At 64.7% G+C, this 18,546-nt stretch carries 16 protein-coding genes and 1 tRNA gene; 13 read left to right on the top strand and 4 right to left on the bottom strand.

From position 1 onward, the window contains the following. Positions 1 to 455: 455 nt before the first annotated feature. The 4 genes from K6G35_RS10120 to K6G35_RS10105 form a co-directional block, all read right to left on the bottom strand. Positions 456 to 530 (bottom strand) — tRNA-Val (locus K6G35_RS10120). A 124-nt stretch (positions 531 to 654) separates the two neighbouring features. Next, positions 655 to 1,380, bottom strand: coding sequence for a DNA polymerase III subunit epsilon (gene dnaQ / locus K6G35_RS10115; RefSeq protein ID WP_495675631.1), 726 nt, complete (start codon positions 1,378 to 1,380; stop codon positions 655 to 657). Positions 1,381 to 1,402: 22 nt separating this feature from the next. Continuing rightward, positions 1,403 to 1,840 (bottom strand): ribonuclease HI, encoded by a 438-nt coding sequence (gene rnhA / locus K6G35_RS10110; protein ID WP_008641621.1) that lies wholly within the window; start codon positions 1,838 to 1,840, stop codon positions 1,403 to 1,405. 18 nt (positions 1,841 to 1,858) lie between these two features. Next, positions 1,859 to 2,653, bottom strand: a complete 795-nt coding sequence (locus K6G35_RS10105; protein ID WP_011516914.1) for a class I SAM-dependent methyltransferase — start codon at positions 2,651 to 2,653, stop codon at positions 1,859 to 1,861. Positions 2,654 to 2,665: 12 nt separating this feature from the next. On the opposite strand from K6G35_RS10105, the gene gloB reads away from it, so the two are divergent. From gloB to leuE, 13 genes are all read left to right on the top strand, one after another. Beyond that, entirely contained in the window at positions 2,666 to 3,466 is an 801-nt protein-coding gene (gene gloB, locus K6G35_RS10100) for a hydroxyacylglutathione hydrolase (RefSeq protein WP_035882293.1), read from the top strand. Positions 3,467 to 3,603: 137 nt separating this feature from the next. Continuing rightward, on the top strand, positions 3,604 to 5,316 hold the full coding sequence (locus tag K6G35_RS10095) for a transglycosylase SLT domain-containing protein (protein WP_035882295.1): 1,713 nt from the start codon (positions 3,604 to 3,606) through the stop codon (positions 5,314 to 5,316). A gap of 172 nt (positions 5,317 to 5,488) precedes the next feature. After that, on the top strand, positions 5,489 to 6,448 hold the full coding sequence (locus tag K6G35_RS10090; protein ID WP_200876279.1) for a glycerophosphodiester phosphodiesterase family protein: 960 nt from the start codon (positions 5,489 to 5,491) through the stop codon (positions 6,446 to 6,448). A gap of 83 nt (positions 6,449 to 6,531) precedes the next feature. Further along, positions 6,532 to 8,421: a propionate--CoA ligase gene (locus K6G35_RS10085; RefSeq protein ID WP_495675630.1), complete on the top strand. Its 1,890-nt coding sequence runs from the start codon at positions 6,532 to 6,534 to the stop codon at positions 8,419 to 8,421. 148 nt (positions 8,422 to 8,569) lie between these two features. Continuing rightward, positions 8,570 to 10,945: a bifunctional salicylyl-CoA 5-hydroxylase/oxidoreductase gene (locus K6G35_RS10080; RefSeq protein WP_495675629.1), complete on the top strand. Its 2,376-nt coding sequence runs from the start codon at positions 8,570 to 8,572 to the stop codon at positions 10,943 to 10,945. A gap of 2 nt (positions 10,946 to 10,947) precedes the next feature. Next, positions 10,948 to 11,742, top strand: coding sequence for an SDR family NAD(P)-dependent oxidoreductase (locus K6G35_RS10075; protein ID WP_008641636.1), 795 nt, complete (start codon positions 10,948 to 10,950; stop codon positions 11,740 to 11,742). Positions 11,743 to 11,772: 30 nt separating this feature from the next. Continuing rightward, complete coding sequence (locus K6G35_RS10070; RefSeq protein ID WP_035882299.1) at positions 11,773 to 12,624, top strand: enoyl-CoA hydratase family protein; 852 nt, start codon at positions 11,773 to 11,775, stop codon at positions 12,622 to 12,624. A gap of 9 nt (positions 12,625 to 12,633) precedes the next feature. Next, positions 12,634 to 13,800: an acyl-CoA dehydrogenase family protein gene (locus K6G35_RS10065; RefSeq protein ID WP_495675628.1), complete on the top strand. Its 1,167-nt coding sequence runs from the start codon at positions 12,634 to 12,636 to the stop codon at positions 13,798 to 13,800. A 21-nt stretch (positions 13,801 to 13,821) separates the two neighbouring features. Further along, positions 13,822 to 15,483: an AMP-binding protein gene (locus K6G35_RS10060; protein WP_035882300.1), complete on the top strand. Its 1,662-nt coding sequence runs from the start codon at positions 13,822 to 13,824 to the stop codon at positions 15,481 to 15,483. Positions 15,484 to 15,485: 2 nt separating this feature from the next. Then, complete coding sequence (locus tag K6G35_RS10055; RefSeq protein ID WP_008641640.1) at positions 15,486 to 15,905, top strand: acyl-CoA thioesterase; 420 nt, start codon at positions 15,486 to 15,488, stop codon at positions 15,903 to 15,905. Between the two features lie 35 nt (positions 15,906 to 15,940). Then, complete coding sequence (locus K6G35_RS10050; RefSeq protein ID WP_008641641.1) at positions 15,941 to 16,354, top strand: RidA family protein; 414 nt, start codon at positions 15,941 to 15,943, stop codon at positions 16,352 to 16,354. A gap of 320 nt (positions 16,355 to 16,674) precedes the next feature. Next, positions 16,675 to 17,823, top strand: a complete 1,149-nt coding sequence (gene carA, locus K6G35_RS10045; RefSeq protein WP_011516902.1) for a glutamine-hydrolyzing carbamoyl-phosphate synthase small subunit — start codon at positions 16,675 to 16,677, stop codon at positions 17,821 to 17,823. A gap of 34 nt (positions 17,824 to 17,857) precedes the next feature. Beyond that, complete coding sequence (gene leuE / locus K6G35_RS10040; protein WP_008641643.1) at positions 17,858 to 18,529, top strand: leucine efflux protein LeuE; 672 nt, start codon at positions 17,858 to 17,860, stop codon at positions 18,527 to 18,529. Positions 18,530 to 18,546: the final 17 nt, after the last annotated feature.

The following is an 18,546-nucleotide window of genomic DNA, read 5'->3' as shown; positions in this document are numbered from 1 at the left end:
GCCCCGATGACAACACCTTGGAAGGCACTGCACATCTCTATTTCAACATCGCTTGGCGCTTGAGGGGGATGATCTCCATCAAAGTGATTAAGACACTCCTTGGCAAGTTGGGGCAGAGCAGTGCCACCGTTCAGCGGGGCATTCGGAGCTGTCAATCCGCCAGGGGCGCGCGACACCTGCAGGCTTGGCGCGAGTCGGTGAGCCTCATCCGGGATGATCAAGCGGCAGCGTCGCAAGGTATGTACTTGCCGAAACGACAAGAATCACCAGCCATGATCGGCTGGTCGAGAGGGCGGGTAGGGCGTCGACGTTGTCGATAGGCGTTCGATGGGCCCAGTGTCGTGATCCGTGAAGGACGGCGAATACCGTCGGTCATCGACAGACAACAAAAAACCCGGAAAGCTCGTCAGCGATCCGGGTTCACGGCAACGTTAGGCGTTGCAAGCCACAAATTTTGGTGGGTGGTACAGGGATTGAACCTGTGACCCCTGCCGTGTGAAGGCAGTGCTCTACCGCTGAGCTAACCACCCATGCTGCTTCGTCATCGTTGCTGCTGATGTCGTGCAGTGGAGAAACGAGATTATGCCGATGGGCCGGTATCTTGTAAAGCCCTTTTTCGAATTTTCTTCGAAATCCCTCGGGAGGCGCCGGGCCCTACTGAGTGGCGGCTTCGGCAGGGGAGGCATCCTGCCAGACCGTCTTGCCGCCACTTGCCTTGTCGAGTTCCTTGAGCACACCCATGTGCGCCGAGATTTCTTCCTCGGAGGCCAATAGCACGGGCAGCGTCATGGCGGACAGGTCGGCGGTGCTACGCGTCTCGCCATCCGTGGCGGCGCCGTCGAGCATGTCGATGACCAGTGAGTTCTGGCCGCGCGTCATCGCCAGGTAGACCTCGGCGAGCAGTTCGGCATCGAGCAGTGCGCCGTGCAGCGTGCGATGGGAGTTGCTGACGCCCAGTCGGTCGCACAGCGCATCCAGCGAGTTGCGCTTGCCCGGGAACATCTGGCGGGCTTCACGCAGCGTATCGATCACGCCGCTGGCGTGCTGGCGGAACGGCGGCAGGTCCAGGCGCTGGAATTCCATATCCAGGAAGCCAAGGTCGAAGGGCGCGTTGTGGATGATCAGTTCGGCGTCCTGCACGAAGTCACGGACCTCGTTGACGATCTCGGCGAACTTGGGTTTGTCGGCCAGGAAATCGAGTGTGATCCCGTGCACCGCGATGGCATCCTCGTGGATGTCGCGCTCTGGATTGACGTAGAAGTGGAGGTGGCGGCCTGTCAGGCGGCGATTCACCAGTTCCACACAGCCGATTTCGATCAGGCGGTCGCCTGTTGCGTGATTGAGGCCGGTGGTTTCGGTATCGAGGACGATTTGTCGCATGGGCAGGATTGTAAACGACGGCTCAGGTATTGATCGATGCCACCCCCCGATTGGCCAGCGCATCCGCGCGCTCGTTGCCGGGGTGCCCGTTGTGACCACGCACCCAGTGCCACGTGATCTGATGAGGTTTCTGGGCTTCATCCAGTACCTGCCAGAGGTCGGCGTTCTTGACCGGCTTCTTGTCCGCTGTCTTCCAGCCGCGCGCCTTCCAGCCGTGAATCCACTCGCTGATGCCTTTCTGCACGTACTGCGAGTCCGTATAGATATTGACGATGCATGGGCGCTTGAGCGCGCGCAGCGCCTCGATGACCGCCATCAGCTCCATGCGGTTGTTGGTGGTGGGGCTTTCGCCGCCGAACAGTTCTTTCTCGTGGCCGCCGGCGACGAGCACGGCGCCCCAGCCGCCGGGGCCGGGATTGCCCTTGCAGGCTCCGTCGGAGTAAATCGTGACTTCTTGCATGGATATAAGGTGATGGTCCTAGCTGTCCTGGCCGGGGGTCTTGCCGTGCGTGCCCGTGGGCGTGGCAACCGGAGCCGCTACTGGCTTCAACGCCGACTTGGGTGTTTTCCAGGCCGGGCCCACCAGGCGGATATTCTTGACGCGCTTGACCGCCGAGATCATATAGACCGCGCCGAAGATCGGCCACCAGCGGTCGCCGGCCTTCTCCATGAATGCCGCGCGCTGCAGCCAGCGTTCCGTGCGATAGGGCGGGCAGTAGCAGCCGAAGCGGCCCCGGATGATCTCGAACCCGAGCAGCTTGAGCCAGTCCTTGATTCGCACGAACCCGATGGTTTGGGCGTCACTTGGCAGGAAGGGCATGGCGCCAAGGCGGTTCAGGCCCTGCCGCGCGCCCCACAGGCTCATCGGGTTGAAGCATGTCACCACCACGCGCCCTTCGGGCATCAGCACGCGCGAGACTTCGCGCAGCACTTCGTGCGGGTCTTCCGAGAATTCGAGGACGTGCGGTAGCGTGACGAGGTCGATGCTCTGCGTGTCGAAGGGCAGTTCGTCGAACCGGCACAGCAGTTGCCGCGCATCGGGATGGGTCTCCCTTGGCCCGTGCGGGCCCGCGCGGCCGTCCAGCGCCAGCGCCGAGAACGGCATCCGGTTCTCGCGCAACGTGTCGATGGCGGGCAGGCCGAACTGCACCGCGTGATAGCCAAAAATGTCCGCTACCGTCCGGTCATACTGCTGGCCTTCCCACTCGAGCACGTACTGCCCGGGTGGCGAGGCTAGCCATTCTTCCCAATCTATAATCGGTCGGTTGGACATAGAGGAGCACGCATGTTGAAAGTGGAGCCGATTCCCGCCTTTCAGGACAACTATATCTGGGCAATCCACGACGGGCATAGCGCGGCCGTGGTGGACCCAGGCGAGGCCGCACCGGTCGAGCAGTTTCTGGCGCAACGCGGGCTGGCACTGGGCGCTATTGTAATCACCCATCACCATGGGGATCACCAGGGTGGTGTATCAGACCTCCTCGCGCGTCATCCGAGTGGGCCGAACGGCGAGCCACTGCCGGTGATCGGCCCGCAGGGCGAGCGAATCGCCCACCGGACGCAGGCCGTGCGCGAAGGCGACACGGTCACGCTGCGTCATCCGGCAGTGACGTTCCGGGTACTGGATGTACCCGGCCACACCGCGGGCCATGTGGCCTATGTCGGCGACCTGCCCGGCGCCGGCCCCGTGGTGTTTTGTGGCGACACGCTGTTCGCCAGCGGCTGCGGGCGCTTGTTCGAAGGCACGCCGGCCCAGATGCTGGCATCGCTGGACAAGCTCGCGGCACTGCCCGGCGACACGCGCGTCTACTGCGCCCATGAGTACACGCGCAGCAACGTCCGCTTTGCCCGGGCCGTCGAGCCGGCCAACCCGGATCTGGCGGCGTGGGCGGCGCGGGTGGATACCCTGCGCGAGGCCGGCACGCCTACGGTGCCAACGACCGTGGCGCACGAGCGCGCGGTCAATCCGTTCTTGCGGTCCCGCGAGTCCGCCGTCCGCCAGGCTGTGCGGGCGCAGGGCGGTGACGTGAGCGATGACGCGGCGGCTTTTGGTGCGCTGCGCGGCTGGAAGGACGGCTTTCGTTAACGCGGATGGGACAATCCGGTTGCGGGCTGGGCGAGGACAATTGACTCAAATTGCATCATGGGGAAAATCTCATTGACGCGAGGGGGGCTTTTCCATAGCATCAGGCCAACTTTTTGGCGTCACTTTCAGAGAACTTAATGCGATTTGGTCGATTTCTGGCGGTAGTTGCGTGTGCCACGCTGCTTGCAGCCTGCGCCAGCACACCCACACCGCCCGCCGGCGAATTGTCCGGCACGCCGACCGCCCTGGAATCCGGTCCGAAGAAGGACCCGCTCAATACCCTCAACAGCACCGGTCGCGCCGGCACGTTATCCCGTTCTACCGTCGTGAATGTCGACCAGTCCAGCGTGGACTGGCTGCGCGGGCCGTCCAGCGATATCTGGGACCGCATCCGCAAGGGTTTCGCGATGCCTGACCTGGAAGGCACGCTGGTCGATGATCGCACGCAGTGGTACGCGGCCCGCCCTGACTATATGGAACGGATGGTGGGCCGGTCGAGCCGCTACCTCTACCACATCGTCGAGGAACTCGAGCGGCGCAAGATGCCGACCGAGCTGGCCCTGCTGCCGTTCGTGGAGAGCGCATTCAATCCCCAGGCGGAATCCACGGCCAAGGCCGCCGGCATGTGGCAGTTCATCCCGAGCACGGGCAAGACGTACAACCTCAAGCAGAACATGTTCCGCGACGAGCGGCGCGACGTGCTGGCATCGACCGACGCGGCGCTCGACTATCTGCAACGGCTCTACGACATGTTCGGCGACTGGCAACTGGCGCTGGCCGCCTACAACTGGGGCGAAGGCGCCGTGTCGCGGGCCATCGCGCGCAATCAGGCCCGGGGGCTGCCCACGGACTACGCCAGCCTGACCATGCCGACCGAGACGCGCTATTACGTGCCGAAGCTCCAGGCGGTCAAGAACATCATCGCCAACCCGGCCGCGTATGGCGTCAGGCTGCCCGAGATTCCCGATCATCCGTACTTCGTGACGGTCACGACCTCGCGGGATATCGACGTGGCGCTGGCGGCCAAGCTGGCCAATATGCCGCTGGACGAGTTCAAGGCGCTCAATCCGTCGTTCAACCGGCCGGTGATCCTGGGTGCGGCCAATCCGCAGATCCTGCTGCCGTTCGAGAACGCCGAGCGCTTCCAGTACAACCTCAATACCTATCGTGGCGGGTTGTCGAGCTGGACGACGGTGACCGTGGATAGCCGGGAACGTGTGGAGTCGCTGGCTGCGCGGCTTAATGTGGATGTGGACACGCTGCGCGAGATCAACCGGATTCCCAAGGGGATGCGCCTGAAGGCCGGTTCGACCGTCATGATTCCGCGTACCGAGCGCCACGACCAGGACATCAGCGCATCGCTGGTCGATACGGCCATGCTGGCCGTGGAGCCGGATGTGCCTGACGCCAAGCGCGTTGTGGTGCGGGCGGGGCGCAAGGATACGGTGTCCACGGTGGCGCGTCGCTATGGCGTGTCGGTCAAGCAGGTGCAGTCGTGGAACAAGCTCTCCGGCAGCAAGCTTGTTGCCGGACAGAGTCTGGTGCTGATGCTGCGTCCGAACTCCGCCGCCGCCATGCGGGCGGAGCGCGCCGGGGACGAAGACGAAGCGCCAGCCAAGGCCGCGCCACGTGGCAAGTCGGGTGGCAAGACACAGGCCGTGGCAAAGTCGGAGAAATCCGATAAGGTCGAGAAGTCGTCGCGATCAGCCAAGGCCGAACCCCGCAAGCGGGTGGTGGTGGAGACCTCGCCGCACGGTTCCACGAGCAAGTCGTCGGCCAAGTCCGCCACGCGTGAAAGCAAGCCGTCGCCGACGCCAGCGACCAAATCCAAGTCGAGCCGCGCGCAGTAGCACCTGCGCGCGCGGCGACCTCCTGACGCCGCGAAATTCTGGCAACCCGGTTCCACGCTAGACGCTGGGCCGGGGACGCGCCGTGCCTCCGTCATGCAAATTGATGGGCATCAAGAACGTAGTCGGCGAAGGGTGGCAAAAGGGCAGTCTGATCCACCAATGGAACTGCCCGATGTCCTTCCCCAAAACCGTCTGTTGCCTGCCGATTCTCTTGGCGTGTCTTGGCGCGTCATGCGAGCGCGCGCAGGAGGATGACGAACCCGATTACCCTCTGCCCAAGCTCGTGGCGCATCGCGGTGGCACGGCGGATCGCCCGGAAAACACGCTTGTGGCGATCGAGTCGGCATTGCGCCAACGTGCCGACGTGATCTGGCTGTCGGTGCAAACGAGCCTCGATGGCGTGCCGGTGCTGTACCGCCCGAGCGACCTGTCAGCGCTGACCAATGGATCGGGCAAGGTGGCCGATTTCAGCGCCGCCACGCTGGCGACGCTCAATGCCGGCTGGTCCTTCGCCGAAATGGGTTCGGATGGCGTGAAGCGCTACCCCTATCGCGACAGTCCGGTCGGCATTCCCACGCTGCAGCAGGCATTGCGTGCCATCCCGGCCAACGTGCCGATCATTCTTGACATGAAGTCGATGCCGGCGGCGGCGCAGACGGCCGCGGTGGCCGCGGTGCTGGATGCCGAAGACGCCTGGAGCCGCGTGCTGATCTACTCGACCGAGGCCGACTACCAGAATACGTTCGCAGCCTGGCCACGCGCGCGGCTGGCCGAGGCGCGTGACGTGACCCGGCGTCGACTGGTCTCCGCAACGCTTGGCCAGCGCTGCGATGCGCCATCCGTTTCAGGTGTGTGGGCGGGATTCGAGATGCGGCGCAACGTGGACGTGGTTGAGACCTTCACGCTCGGGGAAGGGCATTCGCCGGTTCAGGCGGTGCTTTGGACCAAAGCCTCTGTCCATTGCTACCGGTCGAAAGTGGCGGCCAACCTCGTGGCATTCGGCGTAAATGATCAGGCTGACTATTGCGAGGCAAAGCGTTTGGGGCTGGACGCTGTCATGGTAGATTCTCCAGAAAAGATGGCCGGCATCCGAACGCAGGTGGAAAAGAACCCCGCGTCGTGCAACCAGTAGAGGTAGTCGGCAGGTTTGCGCCTGTCGAACTGTTCAAGCCATCAACACCGCACTGATCACCCATATAGCGGAGGAGACATACCATGACGGCAAGCCGCGCACTGCACGCGCGCTCCCTTTCCGATCCGGCAGGATTCTGGGCCGAACAGGCCGCACGCATCGATTGGGAGACCCCCTTCGAACGCGTGCTCGACGACAGTCGCCCACCTTTCGCCCGCTGGTTCGTCGGCGGGCGCACCAACATCTGCCATAACGCTATCGACCGACACCTGGCCGCGCGTGCCGACCAGCGGGCGCTGGTCTATGTCTCGACCGAGACCGATACCGAACGCACCTACACCTACCGCGAGTTGCATGACGAAGTCACGCGCATGGCGGCGACGCTGCAGGGGCTGGGCGTGCAGCGCGGCGACCGGGTGCTGATCTACATGCCGATGATTCCGGAGGCAATGTTCGCGATGCTGGCCTGCACGCGCATCGGCGCCGTGCATTCGGTGGTGTTCGGTGGGTTTGCTTCGGTCAGCCTGGCAGCCCGTATCGACGACGCCAAGCCACGCGTGATCGTGAGCGCCGATGCTGGCTCGCGTGCGGGCAAGGTGGTGCCGTACAAGCCGCTGCTTGATGAGGCGATCCGGCTGGCTGGTCATCATCCCGAAAAGGTGCTGCTGGTGGACCGCAAGCTGGCGGAGATGCCGCTGGTCAGCGGCCGCGACGAGGACTACGCGGCCTGGCGTGACAAGGTGGCCGGTCAGGCCGTGCCATGCGTCTGGATGGAATCGAGCGAGCCGTCCTACGTGCTCTACACGTCGGGCACCACGGGCAAGCCCAAGGGCGTGCAGCGAGACACCGGTGGCTACGCGGTGGCGTTGGCCACGTCGATGGAAAATATTTTCTGTGGCAAGCCGGGCGACACGATGTTCACCGCGTCCGATATCGGTTGGGTGGTGGGCCATAGCTACATCGTCTACGGGCCGCTGCTGGCGGGCATGACCACGGTCATGTACGAAGGCACGCCGATTCGTCCTGATGGCGCGATCCTGTGGAAGATCGTCGAGCAGTACGGCGTCAACATCATGTTCAGCGCGCCTACGGCGATCCGTGTACTCAAGAAGCAGGACCCGGCGCTGCTCAAGCGTCACGACCTGTCCAGCCTGCGGCTGTTGTTCCTGGCGGGTGAGCCGCTGGACGAACCTACCGCGCGCTGGATTCAGGACGGCATCGGCAAGCCCGTGGTCGACAACTACTGGCAGACCGAATCGGGCTGGCCGATCATCGCGATCCAGCGCGGCGTGGAAGCGCTGCCACCCAAACTGGGATCTCCCGGGGTGCCGGCCTACGGTTACGACCTGCGCATCGTCGATGAGGTCACCGGCGAGGAGTGTCCGCCAAACACCAAGGGCGTGGTGGCGATCGACTATCCGCTGCCACCGGGCTGCATGTCGACGGTCTGGGGCGACGACGACCGCTTCATTCGCACGTACTGGTCGGCGGTGCCGAATCGTCAGTGCTATTCCACGTTCGATTGGGGTATCCGCGACGAGGATGGCTACGTCTTCATCCTCGGTCGCACCGACGATGTGATCAACGTAGCAGGCCACCGGCTGGGCACCCGCGAGATCGAGGAAAGCCTGTCGTCGCACCCGGGCGTGGCCGAGGTGGCCGTGGTCGGCGTGCAGGATGCGCTGAAGGGCCAGGTCGCCATGGGCTTCTGCATTGCGCGTGACGCCGGGCGCACGGCAACCGAAGCGGACCGCATGGCATTCGAGGGGGAGTTGATGAAGACGGTGGAGCAGCAGCTCGGCGCGGTGGCGCGACCGGCGCGCGTGTTCTTCGTCAATGCGCTGCCCAAGACACGCTCGGGCAAATTGCTGCGCCGCGCCATTCAGGCGGTAGCGGAAGGCCGTGATCCGGGCGACCTGACCACGATCGAGGACCCGACGGCGCTGGAGCAGGTGAAGGAGTCGCTGGCCTGACGCAGGCATAGAAGGGCAGGGAGCCCGGCACTTGCGGGCTCCCTGAAAAACCCCTTGCCAGATCTCGGCATGCCGCCTAATATTTTAAGCATAAAATATTTAACCCTGATGTAGAGCCGTCGGCTGACGGCTTGCAGGAGGCGACCAGATGCGCGTGCTATGTATTGGTGGCGGCCCGGCGGGCTTGTACTTCGGCCTGCTGATGAAGCTGCAGAATCCGTCCAACGAGGTGATCGTGGCCGAGCGCAACCGGCCATACGACACCTTCGGCTGGGGGGTGGTGTTCTCTGATGCGACGCTCGAGAACCTGAAACAGGCCGATCCGGTCAGCGCGGCCGAGATCAACGCGGCATTCAATCACTGGGACGACATCGACATTCATATCGGTGGGCGCACCATCCGATCCGGTGGGCACGGATTCATCGGCATCGGCCGCAAGCGCCTGCTCAATATCCTGCAGGCACGCTGTGAGGCGCTCGGCGTGAAGCTGGTGTTCGAGACCGATGTCAGCGATGACCAGGCGCTGGCGCGGCAGTACAACGCGGATCTCGTGATTGCCTCGGACGGCCTTAACAGCCGCATCCGCACACGCTATGCCGAGAGCTTCCAACCAGATATCGACACGCGCCAGTGCCGCTTTGTCTGGCTCGGCACGCACAAGCTGTTCGACGCCTTCACGTTCGCATTCGAGAAGACCGAGCATGGCTGGTTCCAGGCGCACGCCTATCGCTTCGACGACAACACGTCGACGTTCATCGTTGAGGCGCCTGAGCCGGTCTGGAAGGCCGCCGGCATTGAACAGATGAGCCAGGAGGAGGGCGTGGCCTACTGCGAGAAGCTGTTCGCCAAGTATCTCGACGGCAACAAGCTCATCAGCAACGCCGCGCATCTGCGTGGCTCGGCGATCTGGATTCGCTTTCCGCGAGTGATCTGCCATCACTGGGTGCACTGGAACACCCTGGACGACGGCCGCCGCGTGCCGGTGGTGTTGATGGGGGACGCGGCGCATACCGCGCACTTCTCGATCGGATCGGGGACCAAGCTGGCGCTGGAAGATGCGATCGATCTGGCGGAGGCGATCGGCGAGCATCGCGCCGCCGGTGTCGACGGCTTGCCGGAAGCGCTGGCCCGCTACGAGGCCACACGCAGCGTGGAAGTGCTCAAGATCCAGAACGCGGCGCGCAATTCGACCGAATGGTTCGAGAACGTCGAGCGCTATGCCGGCATGGCGCCCGAGCAGTTCGCCTATTCGTTGCTGACGCGCTCGCAGCGGATCTCGCACGAGAATCTGCGCGTGCGCGATGCGCAATACGTCGACAACTTCGAGCAATGGCTGGCCGCGCAGGCCGGCGTGCCACAGGAGACGCTGAAGCTGCGCGCGGCTGCCGGCGATGCTGCCTTGCCGCCGATGTTCACACCATTCACAGTGCGCGGCGTCACCCTGAAGAACCGCGTGGTGGTGAGCCCGATGGCGATGTACTCGTCGGTCGATGGCGTGCCGGGCGATTTCCACCTGGTGCATCTCGGTTCCCGCGCCCTCGGTGGCGCCGGCATGGTTGTGGCCGAGATGACCTGTGTGTCGCCAGACGCGCGCATCACGCCGGCTTGCCCGGGGTTGTGGAATGACGCGCAGCGCGATGCGTGGAAGCGCATCGTTGACTTCGTGCACGCCAACGGCGATACGAAGATCGCCATGCAGCTTGGCCATGCCGGGCGCAAGGGCTCGACCCAGCTTGGCTGGGAGAAGATGGACTACCCGCTGGCGGACGGAAACTGGCCGTTGATCTCCGCGTCGGCGCTGCCGTACATGCCCGGTGTGTCGCAGGTGCCACGCGAAATGACGCAGGAAGACATGGACCGCGTGCGTGATGACTTCGTGGCCAACGCGAAGCGCGCGGCGGAAGCTGGCTTCGACTGGCTTGAGCTGCACTGCGCCCACGGCTATCTGCTTTCGAGCTTCATCTCGCCGTTGACCAACACCCGTACCGACGCGTATGGCGGATCGCTCGCCAACCGTCTGCGCTATCCGCTGGAAGTGTTTGCAGCCGTGCGGGCCGTGTGGCCGCAGGACAAGCCCATGTCGGTGCGGATCTCGGCGCACGATTGGGTCGAGGGCGGTATCACCGCCGACGATGCGGTGGAGATCGCACGCGCCTTCAAGGCGGCTGGCGCGGACATGATCGACTGTTCATCAGGCCAGGTCAGCCCGGATCAGGCGCCGGTCTACGGCCGGATGTACCAGACGCCGTTCTCCGACCGCATCCGCAATGAGGCGGGCATCCCGACCATCGCCGTGGGCGCGATCTTCGAGGCCGATCATGTCGACAGCATCGTGGCGGCTGGCCGGGCTGATCTTTGCGCGATTGCGCGTCCGCATCTGGCCGATCCGGCGTGGACGCTGCACGAGGCGGCCAGGCTGGGCTATCGCGATGTCACGTGGCCGAAGCAGTACGTGTCTGGCAAACGGCAACTGGAAACCAACCTTGCCCGCGCCGCATCGTACGCGCAGCAGCCGGGAAAATGACCATGGGCAATGCATTGCAAGGGCGTCACGCCCTGGTGACTGGCGGTGGGCGTGGCATCGGTGCCGCCATCGCGCGCCGGCTGCTGGCCGATGGCGCCAGCGTCACGCTGCTGGGTCGCGAGCAGGCAGCGCTTGATGCGACCGTTCACGCGCTGCAATCGTGCGTGACCGAAGGCGCGGCGCTGGGCGCGGTCAGCGCGGACATCACGGATGCCGATTGGGTGAGCGGAGCCTTTGCCGGTGCCACTGAAGCACGCGGGCCGATCACGCTGCTGGTCAACAACGCCGGTCAGGCGCACAGCGCGCCGTTCGGCAAGACCGATCTGGCGCTCTGGCAGCGGATGCTCGAGGTCAACCTGACCGGCACCTTTATCTGCACGCAAGCGGCGCTGCCGGCAATGCTCGAGGCGGGCTGGGGGCGCATCGTGAATGTCGCCAGCACGGCCGGCCTGATCGGGTACGGCTACGTCAGCGCCTATTGCGCGGCGAAGCACGGCGTGATCGGCCTGACCCGCTCGCTGGCGCTGGAACTGGCGACCAAGGGCGTGACGGTCAACGCGGTGTGCCCGGGCTATACCGAAACCGACATCGTGCGCGACGCGGTGGCCAATATCGTCGGCAAGACGGGGCGCTCGGAAGAACAGGCGCGCGCGGAACTGGCCGCGCGTAACCCGCAGCGGCGTCTGGTACGGCCCGATGAAGTGGCTGACGCGGTGGCCTGGCTGTGCCAGCCCTCGGCGTCCGCGATCACGGGGCAATCCGTGCCGGTGGCCGGCGGCGAGGTGATGGCGGGCTGAACGATCAAACAGAGTGGAGTGAGACAACACATGAGCGATATTGCACTGGACATGCGCCACCACAAGCGCGCCTTTGCGGACTATCAACCGAAGCATTTCCTGTGGTCCGTCTCGGCGGACGGCAAGGTCGGCACGATCACGCTGAACCGGCCAGAGCGCAAGAATCCGCTGACGTTCGATTCCTACGCCGAGCTGCGCGACCTGTTCCGTAGTCTGTGCTACGCCACCGACATCAAGACCGTGGTGGTGACCGGCGCGGGCGGGAATTTCTGCTCTGGCGGCGATGTACACGAGATCATTGGCCCGCTGACGCGCATGACCATGCCGGAGCTGCTCGACTTCACGCGCATGACCGGCGACCTGATCAAGGCCATGCGCGCCTGCCCGCAGCCGATCATCAGCGCGATCGACGGCATCTGCGCAGGCGCCGGCGCGATGATCGCGCTGGCCTCCGACATGCGTCTGGGTACCGCGCTGACGAAGACCGCGTTTCTGTTCGTGCGCGTTGGTCTGGCTGGCGCCGATATGGGCGCCTGTTCGCTGCTGCCTCGCGTGATCGGGCAGGGGAGAGCGAGCGAACTGCTTTACACCGGCCGATCGATGAGCGCCGAGGAAGGGCTGCAATGGGGTTTCTTCAACGCGCTGCACGCTTCCGACACGCTGCTGGCCGAGGCGCAGTCGCTGGCCACGCAGATCGCCGCGGGTCCGACTTTCGCGCATGGCGTTACCAAGAAGCTGCTCCATCAGGAGTGGAATATGGGGCTCGACGAAGCGATCGAGGCCGAGGCGGAGGCCCAGGCCATCTGCATGCAGACGCGCGACTTCCGGCGGGCCTATGACGCGTTCGTCGCGAAGCAGAAACCGGTGTTCGAAGGCGATTGAGGGGCTGACATGAGCGACAAGACCTACCTCGAACTACCGTTCTTCGACGATGCGCACCGTTCGCTCGAGCGCGATCTGGATGCCTGGTGCGGCGAGAACCTGCGCGACGTCGATCACCACGACGCCGACGCGGCGTGCCGCACGCTGGTGCGCCAGCTTGGGCAGGCGGGATGGCTCCGCTACTGCGTACCGGCGGCGTTCGGCGGCGCGCTGCCCGCGCTCGATTCGCGCGCGCTCTGCCTGCTGCGCGAGACACTGGCGCGCCATGACGGTCTGGCTGACTTTGCTTTCGCGATGCAGGGCCTTGGCTCGGGCGCGATCACGCTGGCCGGCAGCGACGCGGTGCGCGAGCGCTATCTGCCGCGCGTGGCGAAGGGCGAGGCCATTGCGGCATTCGCGCTGTCCGAGCCCGAGGCGGGTTCCGACGTGGCAGCGATGCAATGCAGCGCGAAGCTGTCCGATGACGGCACGCACTACGTGCTAAACGGCGCCAAGACGTGGATATCGAACGGCGGCATCGCCGACTTCTATTGCGTGTTCGCACGCACTGGGGAGGCAGCCGGCGCGCGCGGCATCACCGCGTTCGTGGTAGATGCCAATACTCCGGGCCTGTCCATTGCAGAGCGCATCGACGTGATCGCGCCCCATCCTCTGGCAACACTGCGTTTCGATGACTGCCGCGTACCCGTTGGCAACCGTCTGGGCGAGCCGGGGCAGGGCTTCAAGGTGGCGATGATGACACTCGACATCTTCCGGGCCTCGGTGGCCGCCGCCGCGCTTGGCTTCGGCCACGCGGCGCTGGACGATGCGCTGGCACGCGCCACGTCGCGCCCGATGTTCGGCGGCGTGCTGGCGGATCTGCAACTTACGCAGGCGGCGATCGGTGACATGGCTACAGCCATCGATGCCGCCGCGCTGCTGACCTATCGCGCCGCCTGGCTGCGCGATGTCAGGCAGCAGCGCACGACGCGCGAGGCGGCGATGGCCAAGATGGTCGCCACCGAGAACGCGCAGCAAGTCATCGACCGGGCCGTGCAGATGTTCGGCGGCCTGGGCGTCAAGGTTGGCACGCGAGTGGAAAGCCTCTATCGCGAGATTCGCTCGCTGCGGATCTACGAAGGCGCCACCGAAGTGCAGAAGCTGATCATTGCGCGCGAGACGCTGGCAGCTCGATAGAACACGAGACAGGAGACAAGTATGGCCGCCCCCCACCCAGCCACCGCTCATGTTGATACCTTCGCACGGGACAGGTTGCCGCCGCCGCAGACGTGGCCGGTGTTCCACTTCAATGACGACACGCGCTACCCCGATCGCCTCAACGCGGCAGTGGAGCTTGTGGACCGACATGTGGCGGCCGGCAGCGGTGGCCGCGTGGCGGTGCGCCATGAGCACGCGGGCCGTATCGAGACCGTGACCTATGCCGAACTGGCGGCGCTCGTGAATCGCATCGCGCATGTGCTGGTCGAGGACATGGGGCTGGTGCCGGGCAATCGCGTGCTGCTGCGCGGCCCGAACAACCTGATGATGGCGGCGAGCTGGCTTGCCACGCTCAAGGCAGGACTGATCGCCGTGCCAACGATGCCGCTGCTGCGCGCCAAGGAGCTCAAGCAGATCATCGACAAGGCGCAGGTGACGGCCGCGCTCTGCGATGCACGTCTGCGCGACGAGCTGGACGCGAACCGGCGTGCCGATGGCGAGTACTTTTGTCCGACGCTCGAACGCGTGCGCTACTTCCACGGAGAGGGTGCCGATGCGCTCGAAACCGCGATGGCGGGCAAGCCCGACACGTTCACCGCGTGCGACACGGCCGCCGATGACATCTGCCTGATCGCGTTCACGAGTGGCACCACGGGACAACCCAAGGGCACGATGCACTTCCACCGCGATGTGCTGGCGATGTGCGACCTGTTCCCGCGCCACGTGCTCAAGCCCACGCCGGACGACGTCTTCTGTGGCACGCCGCCAATCGCATTCACATTCGGGCTGGGCGGCATGCTCTGCTTCCCGCTGCGCATTGGCGCCAGTACCGCGCTGTCGGAAAGGCTGACGCCGGAACTGCTGCTCAAGCTGATCCAGGACCATCGCGCAACGATCGTTTTCACCGCGCCGACGTTCTATCGGCAGATGGCGGCGCTGGTAAAGAACTTCGATCTGTCGAGCCTGAGGAAGAGCGTGTCCGCTGGCGAGGCGCTGCCCGATGCCACGCGGCAGGCCTGGAAGGCAGCCACTGGCATCGAGATGACCGACGGCCTCGGCGGCACGGAGATGATGCATATCTTCGTTTCCAGTGCTGGCGCCGACGTGCGTCCGGGCGCAGTGGGTCGCGTGGTACCGGGGTACGAAGCCCGTATCGTCGACGAGAACATGCAGCCGGTGCCGCCGGGCACGGTAGGCAAGCTCGCGGTGCGCGGGCCCACGGGCTGCCGCTATCTGGACGATCCGCGCCAGGAGGCATATGTGCGCGACGGGTGGAATCTGCCCGGCGACACATTCATGGCCGACGCCGATGGCTACTACTTCTATCAGGCGCGTTCGGACGACATGATCATCTCGGCCGGGTACAACATCGCCGGGCCCGAGGTCGAGGGATCGTTGATGCGGCATGAGTGGGTGGCCGAATGCGGGGTGGTCGGCGCGCCGGACGCGGAGCGTGGCCAGGTCGTGACGGCATACGTGGTACTGCGTCCCGGCGTGGAGCCCTCCGACGCCACGCGGGCGGCGCTGCAAGACTATGTCAAGCGCGAGATCGCCCCGTACAAGTACCCGCGTCGCATCGAGTTCGTGGCGGCGCTGCCGCGTACCGAGACGGGCAAGCTGCAGCGCTTCCGCCTGCGGCAGATGGCGGCAGAGGGCGCGTAGCCATGAACGACGTGTTCACCAATCAGGTGCGTGTGCGTTTCAAGCATTGCGATACCGCCGGCATCGTTTTCTACCCGCGCTATTTCGAGATGCTGAACGACTTTATCGAGGACTGGTTCGCCGAAGCGCTCGACTGGCCGTTCGATGCGATGCATCTGACCGGTCATGCGGGGGTGCCGACGGCCGAACTGCAATGCCGCTTCGAGGCGCCAAGCCGGCTTGGCGAACTGCTCACACGAGAACTGCGCGTGTCCCATATCGGCCGAAGCAGTTTCTCGGTCGAGGTCCGCCTGGCCGGGCCGGACGGCGGCACGCGTATGCACATCTCTCAGCGGCTCGTCTGCGTCGACACACGGACGATGACCGCGCAGGCCCTGCCTGACCCCGTACGACATGCAATGGGACGCTTCCTGGCGGCCTGACGGATAACTCTGAACTCTGGATTGGAATCGACATCATGCTGAAGACATTGCAGCCGCCCGACTGGGCACCTCCGAAGGGATACGCCAACGGCATGCTCGCCGAGATGCAGGTGGGCAGCCGCCTGATCTTCGTCGGCGGGCAGATCGGCTGGAACGGCCAGTGCGAGTTCGAAACCGACGATTTCGGGCTGCAGGTGGCGCAGGCATTGCGCAATATCGTCGCCGTGCTGGAGCAGGGCGGGGCGCGGCCCGAGCACATCGCGCGCATGACCTGGTATGTGAAGGACAAGGCCGAGTACGTGGGTGCCTACAAGGCGATCGGGCAGCACTATCGTGACATCATCGGCCGCCACTTTCCGGCGATGACCGCGGTGGAGGTGGCGGACCTCGTCGAGCCACGCGCGAAGGTGGAAATCGAGGTCACCGCCGTGGTACCCGCCGCGGCATGACCGGCGTGCCGGGCGGTCGTGAATGACGGGCCGCCTGGCAGGCATGGCAAACGCAAGTCCTTGAAAACTTGAGAAATTGGGTGCGGCGGGATATAATTCGAAAGTTTCGCTTTCAGAACCCTTCACCCTAGCGCCTACCGTATTCCACCTTCCGCCGCCCCCATATTCGCGAGGGCTTTTCGTGCACCACGCAGACATTGTGCGAAGTGACGAAAGAGCCTCCGCCGGGAGTCTCGCCATGCACATGGCTGAGGACTCGCCCACGGGGCACGAGGCGTTGAGCAGGTCGGTCACGGGGTGAATCCAGCAGGAGCCTACCCGTGTTACCGTCTTTTCCGTCCGCCATCCTCGCGCTTGCAGACGGCACGGTCTTTCGTGGCTATTCCATCGGCGCTTCCGGCCATACGATCGGCGAAGTGGTGTTCAACACCGCCATCACCGGTTATCAGGAAATCCTCACCGACCCGAGCTATTCCCGGCAGATCGTCACGCTGACGTATCCGCATATCGGCAATTACGGCGTCAACCCTGAGGATGTAGAAGCCACGAAAGTCCATGCCGCCGGCCTGATCATCAAAGATCTGCCGATTCTGGCCTCGAACTTCCGCAAGGAACATACCCTCGCCCACTACCTGAAGCAGGAAAAGGTCGTGGCGATCGCGGGCATCGACACCCGCAAGCTGACCCGTATCCTGCGCGAGAAGGGCGCCCAGAACGGATGCATCCTGGCTGGTGAGGACAATGTCCAGAAGGCTATCGACCTGGCACGCTCGTTCCCGGGCCTGGCAGGCATGGACCTGGCCAAGGTCGTCTCCGTCAAGGAGCCGTATGAGTGGACCCAGACCGAGTGGAAGCTCGGCGAAGGCTACGGCAAGCAGGACAAGCCGCAGTTCCACGTGGTCGCCTTCGACTTCGGCGTCAAGTTCAACATCCTGCGCATGCTGGCCGAACGCGGCTGCAAGGTGACCGTGCTGCCGGCGCAAGCCAGCGCGGCCGACGCCCTGGCGCTGAATCCGGACGGTATCTTCCTGTCGAACGGCCCTGGCGACCCGGAGCCGTGCGACTACGCGATCGCCGCCACGCGCGAGTTCATCGCCCGCGGTATCCCGACCTTCGGCATCTGCCTGGGCCACCAGATCATGGCCCTGGCCGTGGGTGCCAAGACGCTCAAGATGAGCACGGGTCACCATGGCGCCAACCATCCGGTCAAGGACCATGATGATGGCCGTGTGGTGATTACGTCGCAGAACCACGGCTTCGCGGTCGATGCATCGACGCTGCCGGCCAACGCCCGCGTCACGCACACGTCTCTGTTCGACGGCACGCTGCAAGGCTTCGCGCTGACCGACAAGCCGGCTTTCTGCTTCCAGGGTCACCCGGAAGCGTCGCCCGGTCCGCACGACATCGCGTACCTGTTCGACCGCTTCACCAAGCTGATGCAGGACGCCCGCGCCAAGGCCGCTGCCTGAGATCGAGAAACGAGAGCCTGAACGGGAAACGCCCATGAACGCCTTCATGCATGCCAACCTCGGCATCACTGATTTCTGGACCTTTGTGCTCGGCACGATCTTCATCGTGCTGCTGCCGGGGCCGAATTCGATGTATGTGCTGTCGGTGGCCGCGCAGCGCGGTGTGCGCGCCGGCTACAAGGGGGCATGCGGCGTTTTCCTCGGCGATGCGATCCTGATGGTGCTGTCGGCCGCTGGCGTGGCATCGCTGCTGAAGGCCAGCCCGGGGCTGTTCCACGCGGTCAAGTACGTGGGTGCGGCCTACCTGGCCTGGATCGGCTTCCAGATGCTGCGTGGCGCGGTGCGTAACTGGTCGGCGCAAGCCGATGTCGCCACGAAGGCGGTGGCGTCGCTGGATCGCGCGTCGAACCCGTTCAGCAAGGCGCTGTTCATCAGCCTGCTGAACCCGAAGGCCATCCTGTTCTTCATCTCGTTCTTCATCCAGTTCGTGGACCCGCAGTTCGCCGTTCCGGCGCTGTCGTTCGTGGCGCTGGGCCTGGTCTGCCAGATCTGCAGCTTCGCCTACCTGACCACGATCATCTTCGTGGGCGCAAGGCTGGCCGATGCGTTCCGCCGCCGCCGACGCCTGTCCGCAGGTATGTCGAGCGGGGTCGGGGCGATGTTCATCGGCTTCGGCGCCAAGCTGGCCACGGCCACACTGGGCTGACGGCCTACAACCTGATT

Source organism: Cupriavidus sp. HY129 (genome assembly GCF_059492215.1).
This window is presented reverse-complemented; position numbering and strand designations above follow the sequence as displayed.

Excerpts from the sequence above, each read along its gene's own strand:
- K6G35_RS10055 (WP_008641640.1), top strand. The coding sequence starts at position 15,486 with ATGAACGACGTGTTCACCAATCAGGTGCGTGTGCGTTTCAAGCATTGC.
- K6G35_RS10095 (WP_035882295.1), top strand. The coding sequence starts at position 3,604 with ATGCGATTTGGTCGATTTCTGGCGGTAGTTGCGTGTGCCACGCTGCTT.
- K6G35_RS10065 (WP_495675628.1), top strand. The coding sequence starts at position 12,634 with ATGAGCGACAAGACCTACCTCGAACTACCGTTCTTCGACGATGCGCAC.
- leuE (WP_008641643.1), top strand. The coding sequence starts at position 17,858 with ATGAACGCCTTCATGCATGCCAACCTCGGCATCACTGATTTCTGGACC.
- K6G35_RS10090 (WP_200876279.1), top strand. The coding sequence starts at position 5,489 with ATGTCCTTCCCCAAAACCGTCTGTTGCCTGCCGATTCTCTTGGCGTGT.
- gloB (WP_035882293.1), top strand. The coding sequence starts at position 2,666 with ATGTTGAAAGTGGAGCCGATTCCCGCCTTTCAGGACAACTATATCTGG.
- K6G35_RS10105 (WP_011516914.1), bottom strand. The coding sequence starts at position 2,653 with ATGTCCAACCGACCGATTATAGATTGGGAAGAATGGCTAGCCTCGCCA.
- rnhA (WP_008641621.1), bottom strand. The coding sequence starts at position 1,840 with ATGCAAGAAGTCACGATTTACTCCGACGGAGCCTGCAAGGGCAATCCC.
- K6G35_RS10050 (WP_008641641.1), top strand. The coding sequence starts at position 15,941 with ATGCTGAAGACATTGCAGCCGCCCGACTGGGCACCTCCGAAGGGATAC.
- dnaQ (WP_495675631.1), bottom strand. The coding sequence starts at position 1,380 with ATGCGACAAATCGTCCTCGATACCGAAACCACCGGCCTCAATCACGCA.
- K6G35_RS10080 (WP_495675629.1), top strand. The coding sequence starts at position 8,570 with ATGCGCGTGCTATGTATTGGTGGCGGCCCGGCGGGCTTGTACTTCGGC.
- K6G35_RS10070 (WP_035882299.1), top strand. The coding sequence starts at position 11,773 with ATGAGCGATATTGCACTGGACATGCGCCACCACAAGCGCGCCTTTGCG.
- K6G35_RS10085 (WP_495675630.1), top strand. The coding sequence starts at position 6,532 with ATGACGGCAAGCCGCGCACTGCACGCGCGCTCCCTTTCCGATCCGGCA.
- K6G35_RS10060 (WP_035882300.1), top strand. The coding sequence starts at position 13,822 with ATGGCCGCCCCCCACCCAGCCACCGCTCATGTTGATACCTTCGCACGG.
- K6G35_RS10075 (WP_008641636.1), top strand. The coding sequence starts at position 10,948 with ATGGGCAATGCATTGCAAGGGCGTCACGCCCTGGTGACTGGCGGTGGG.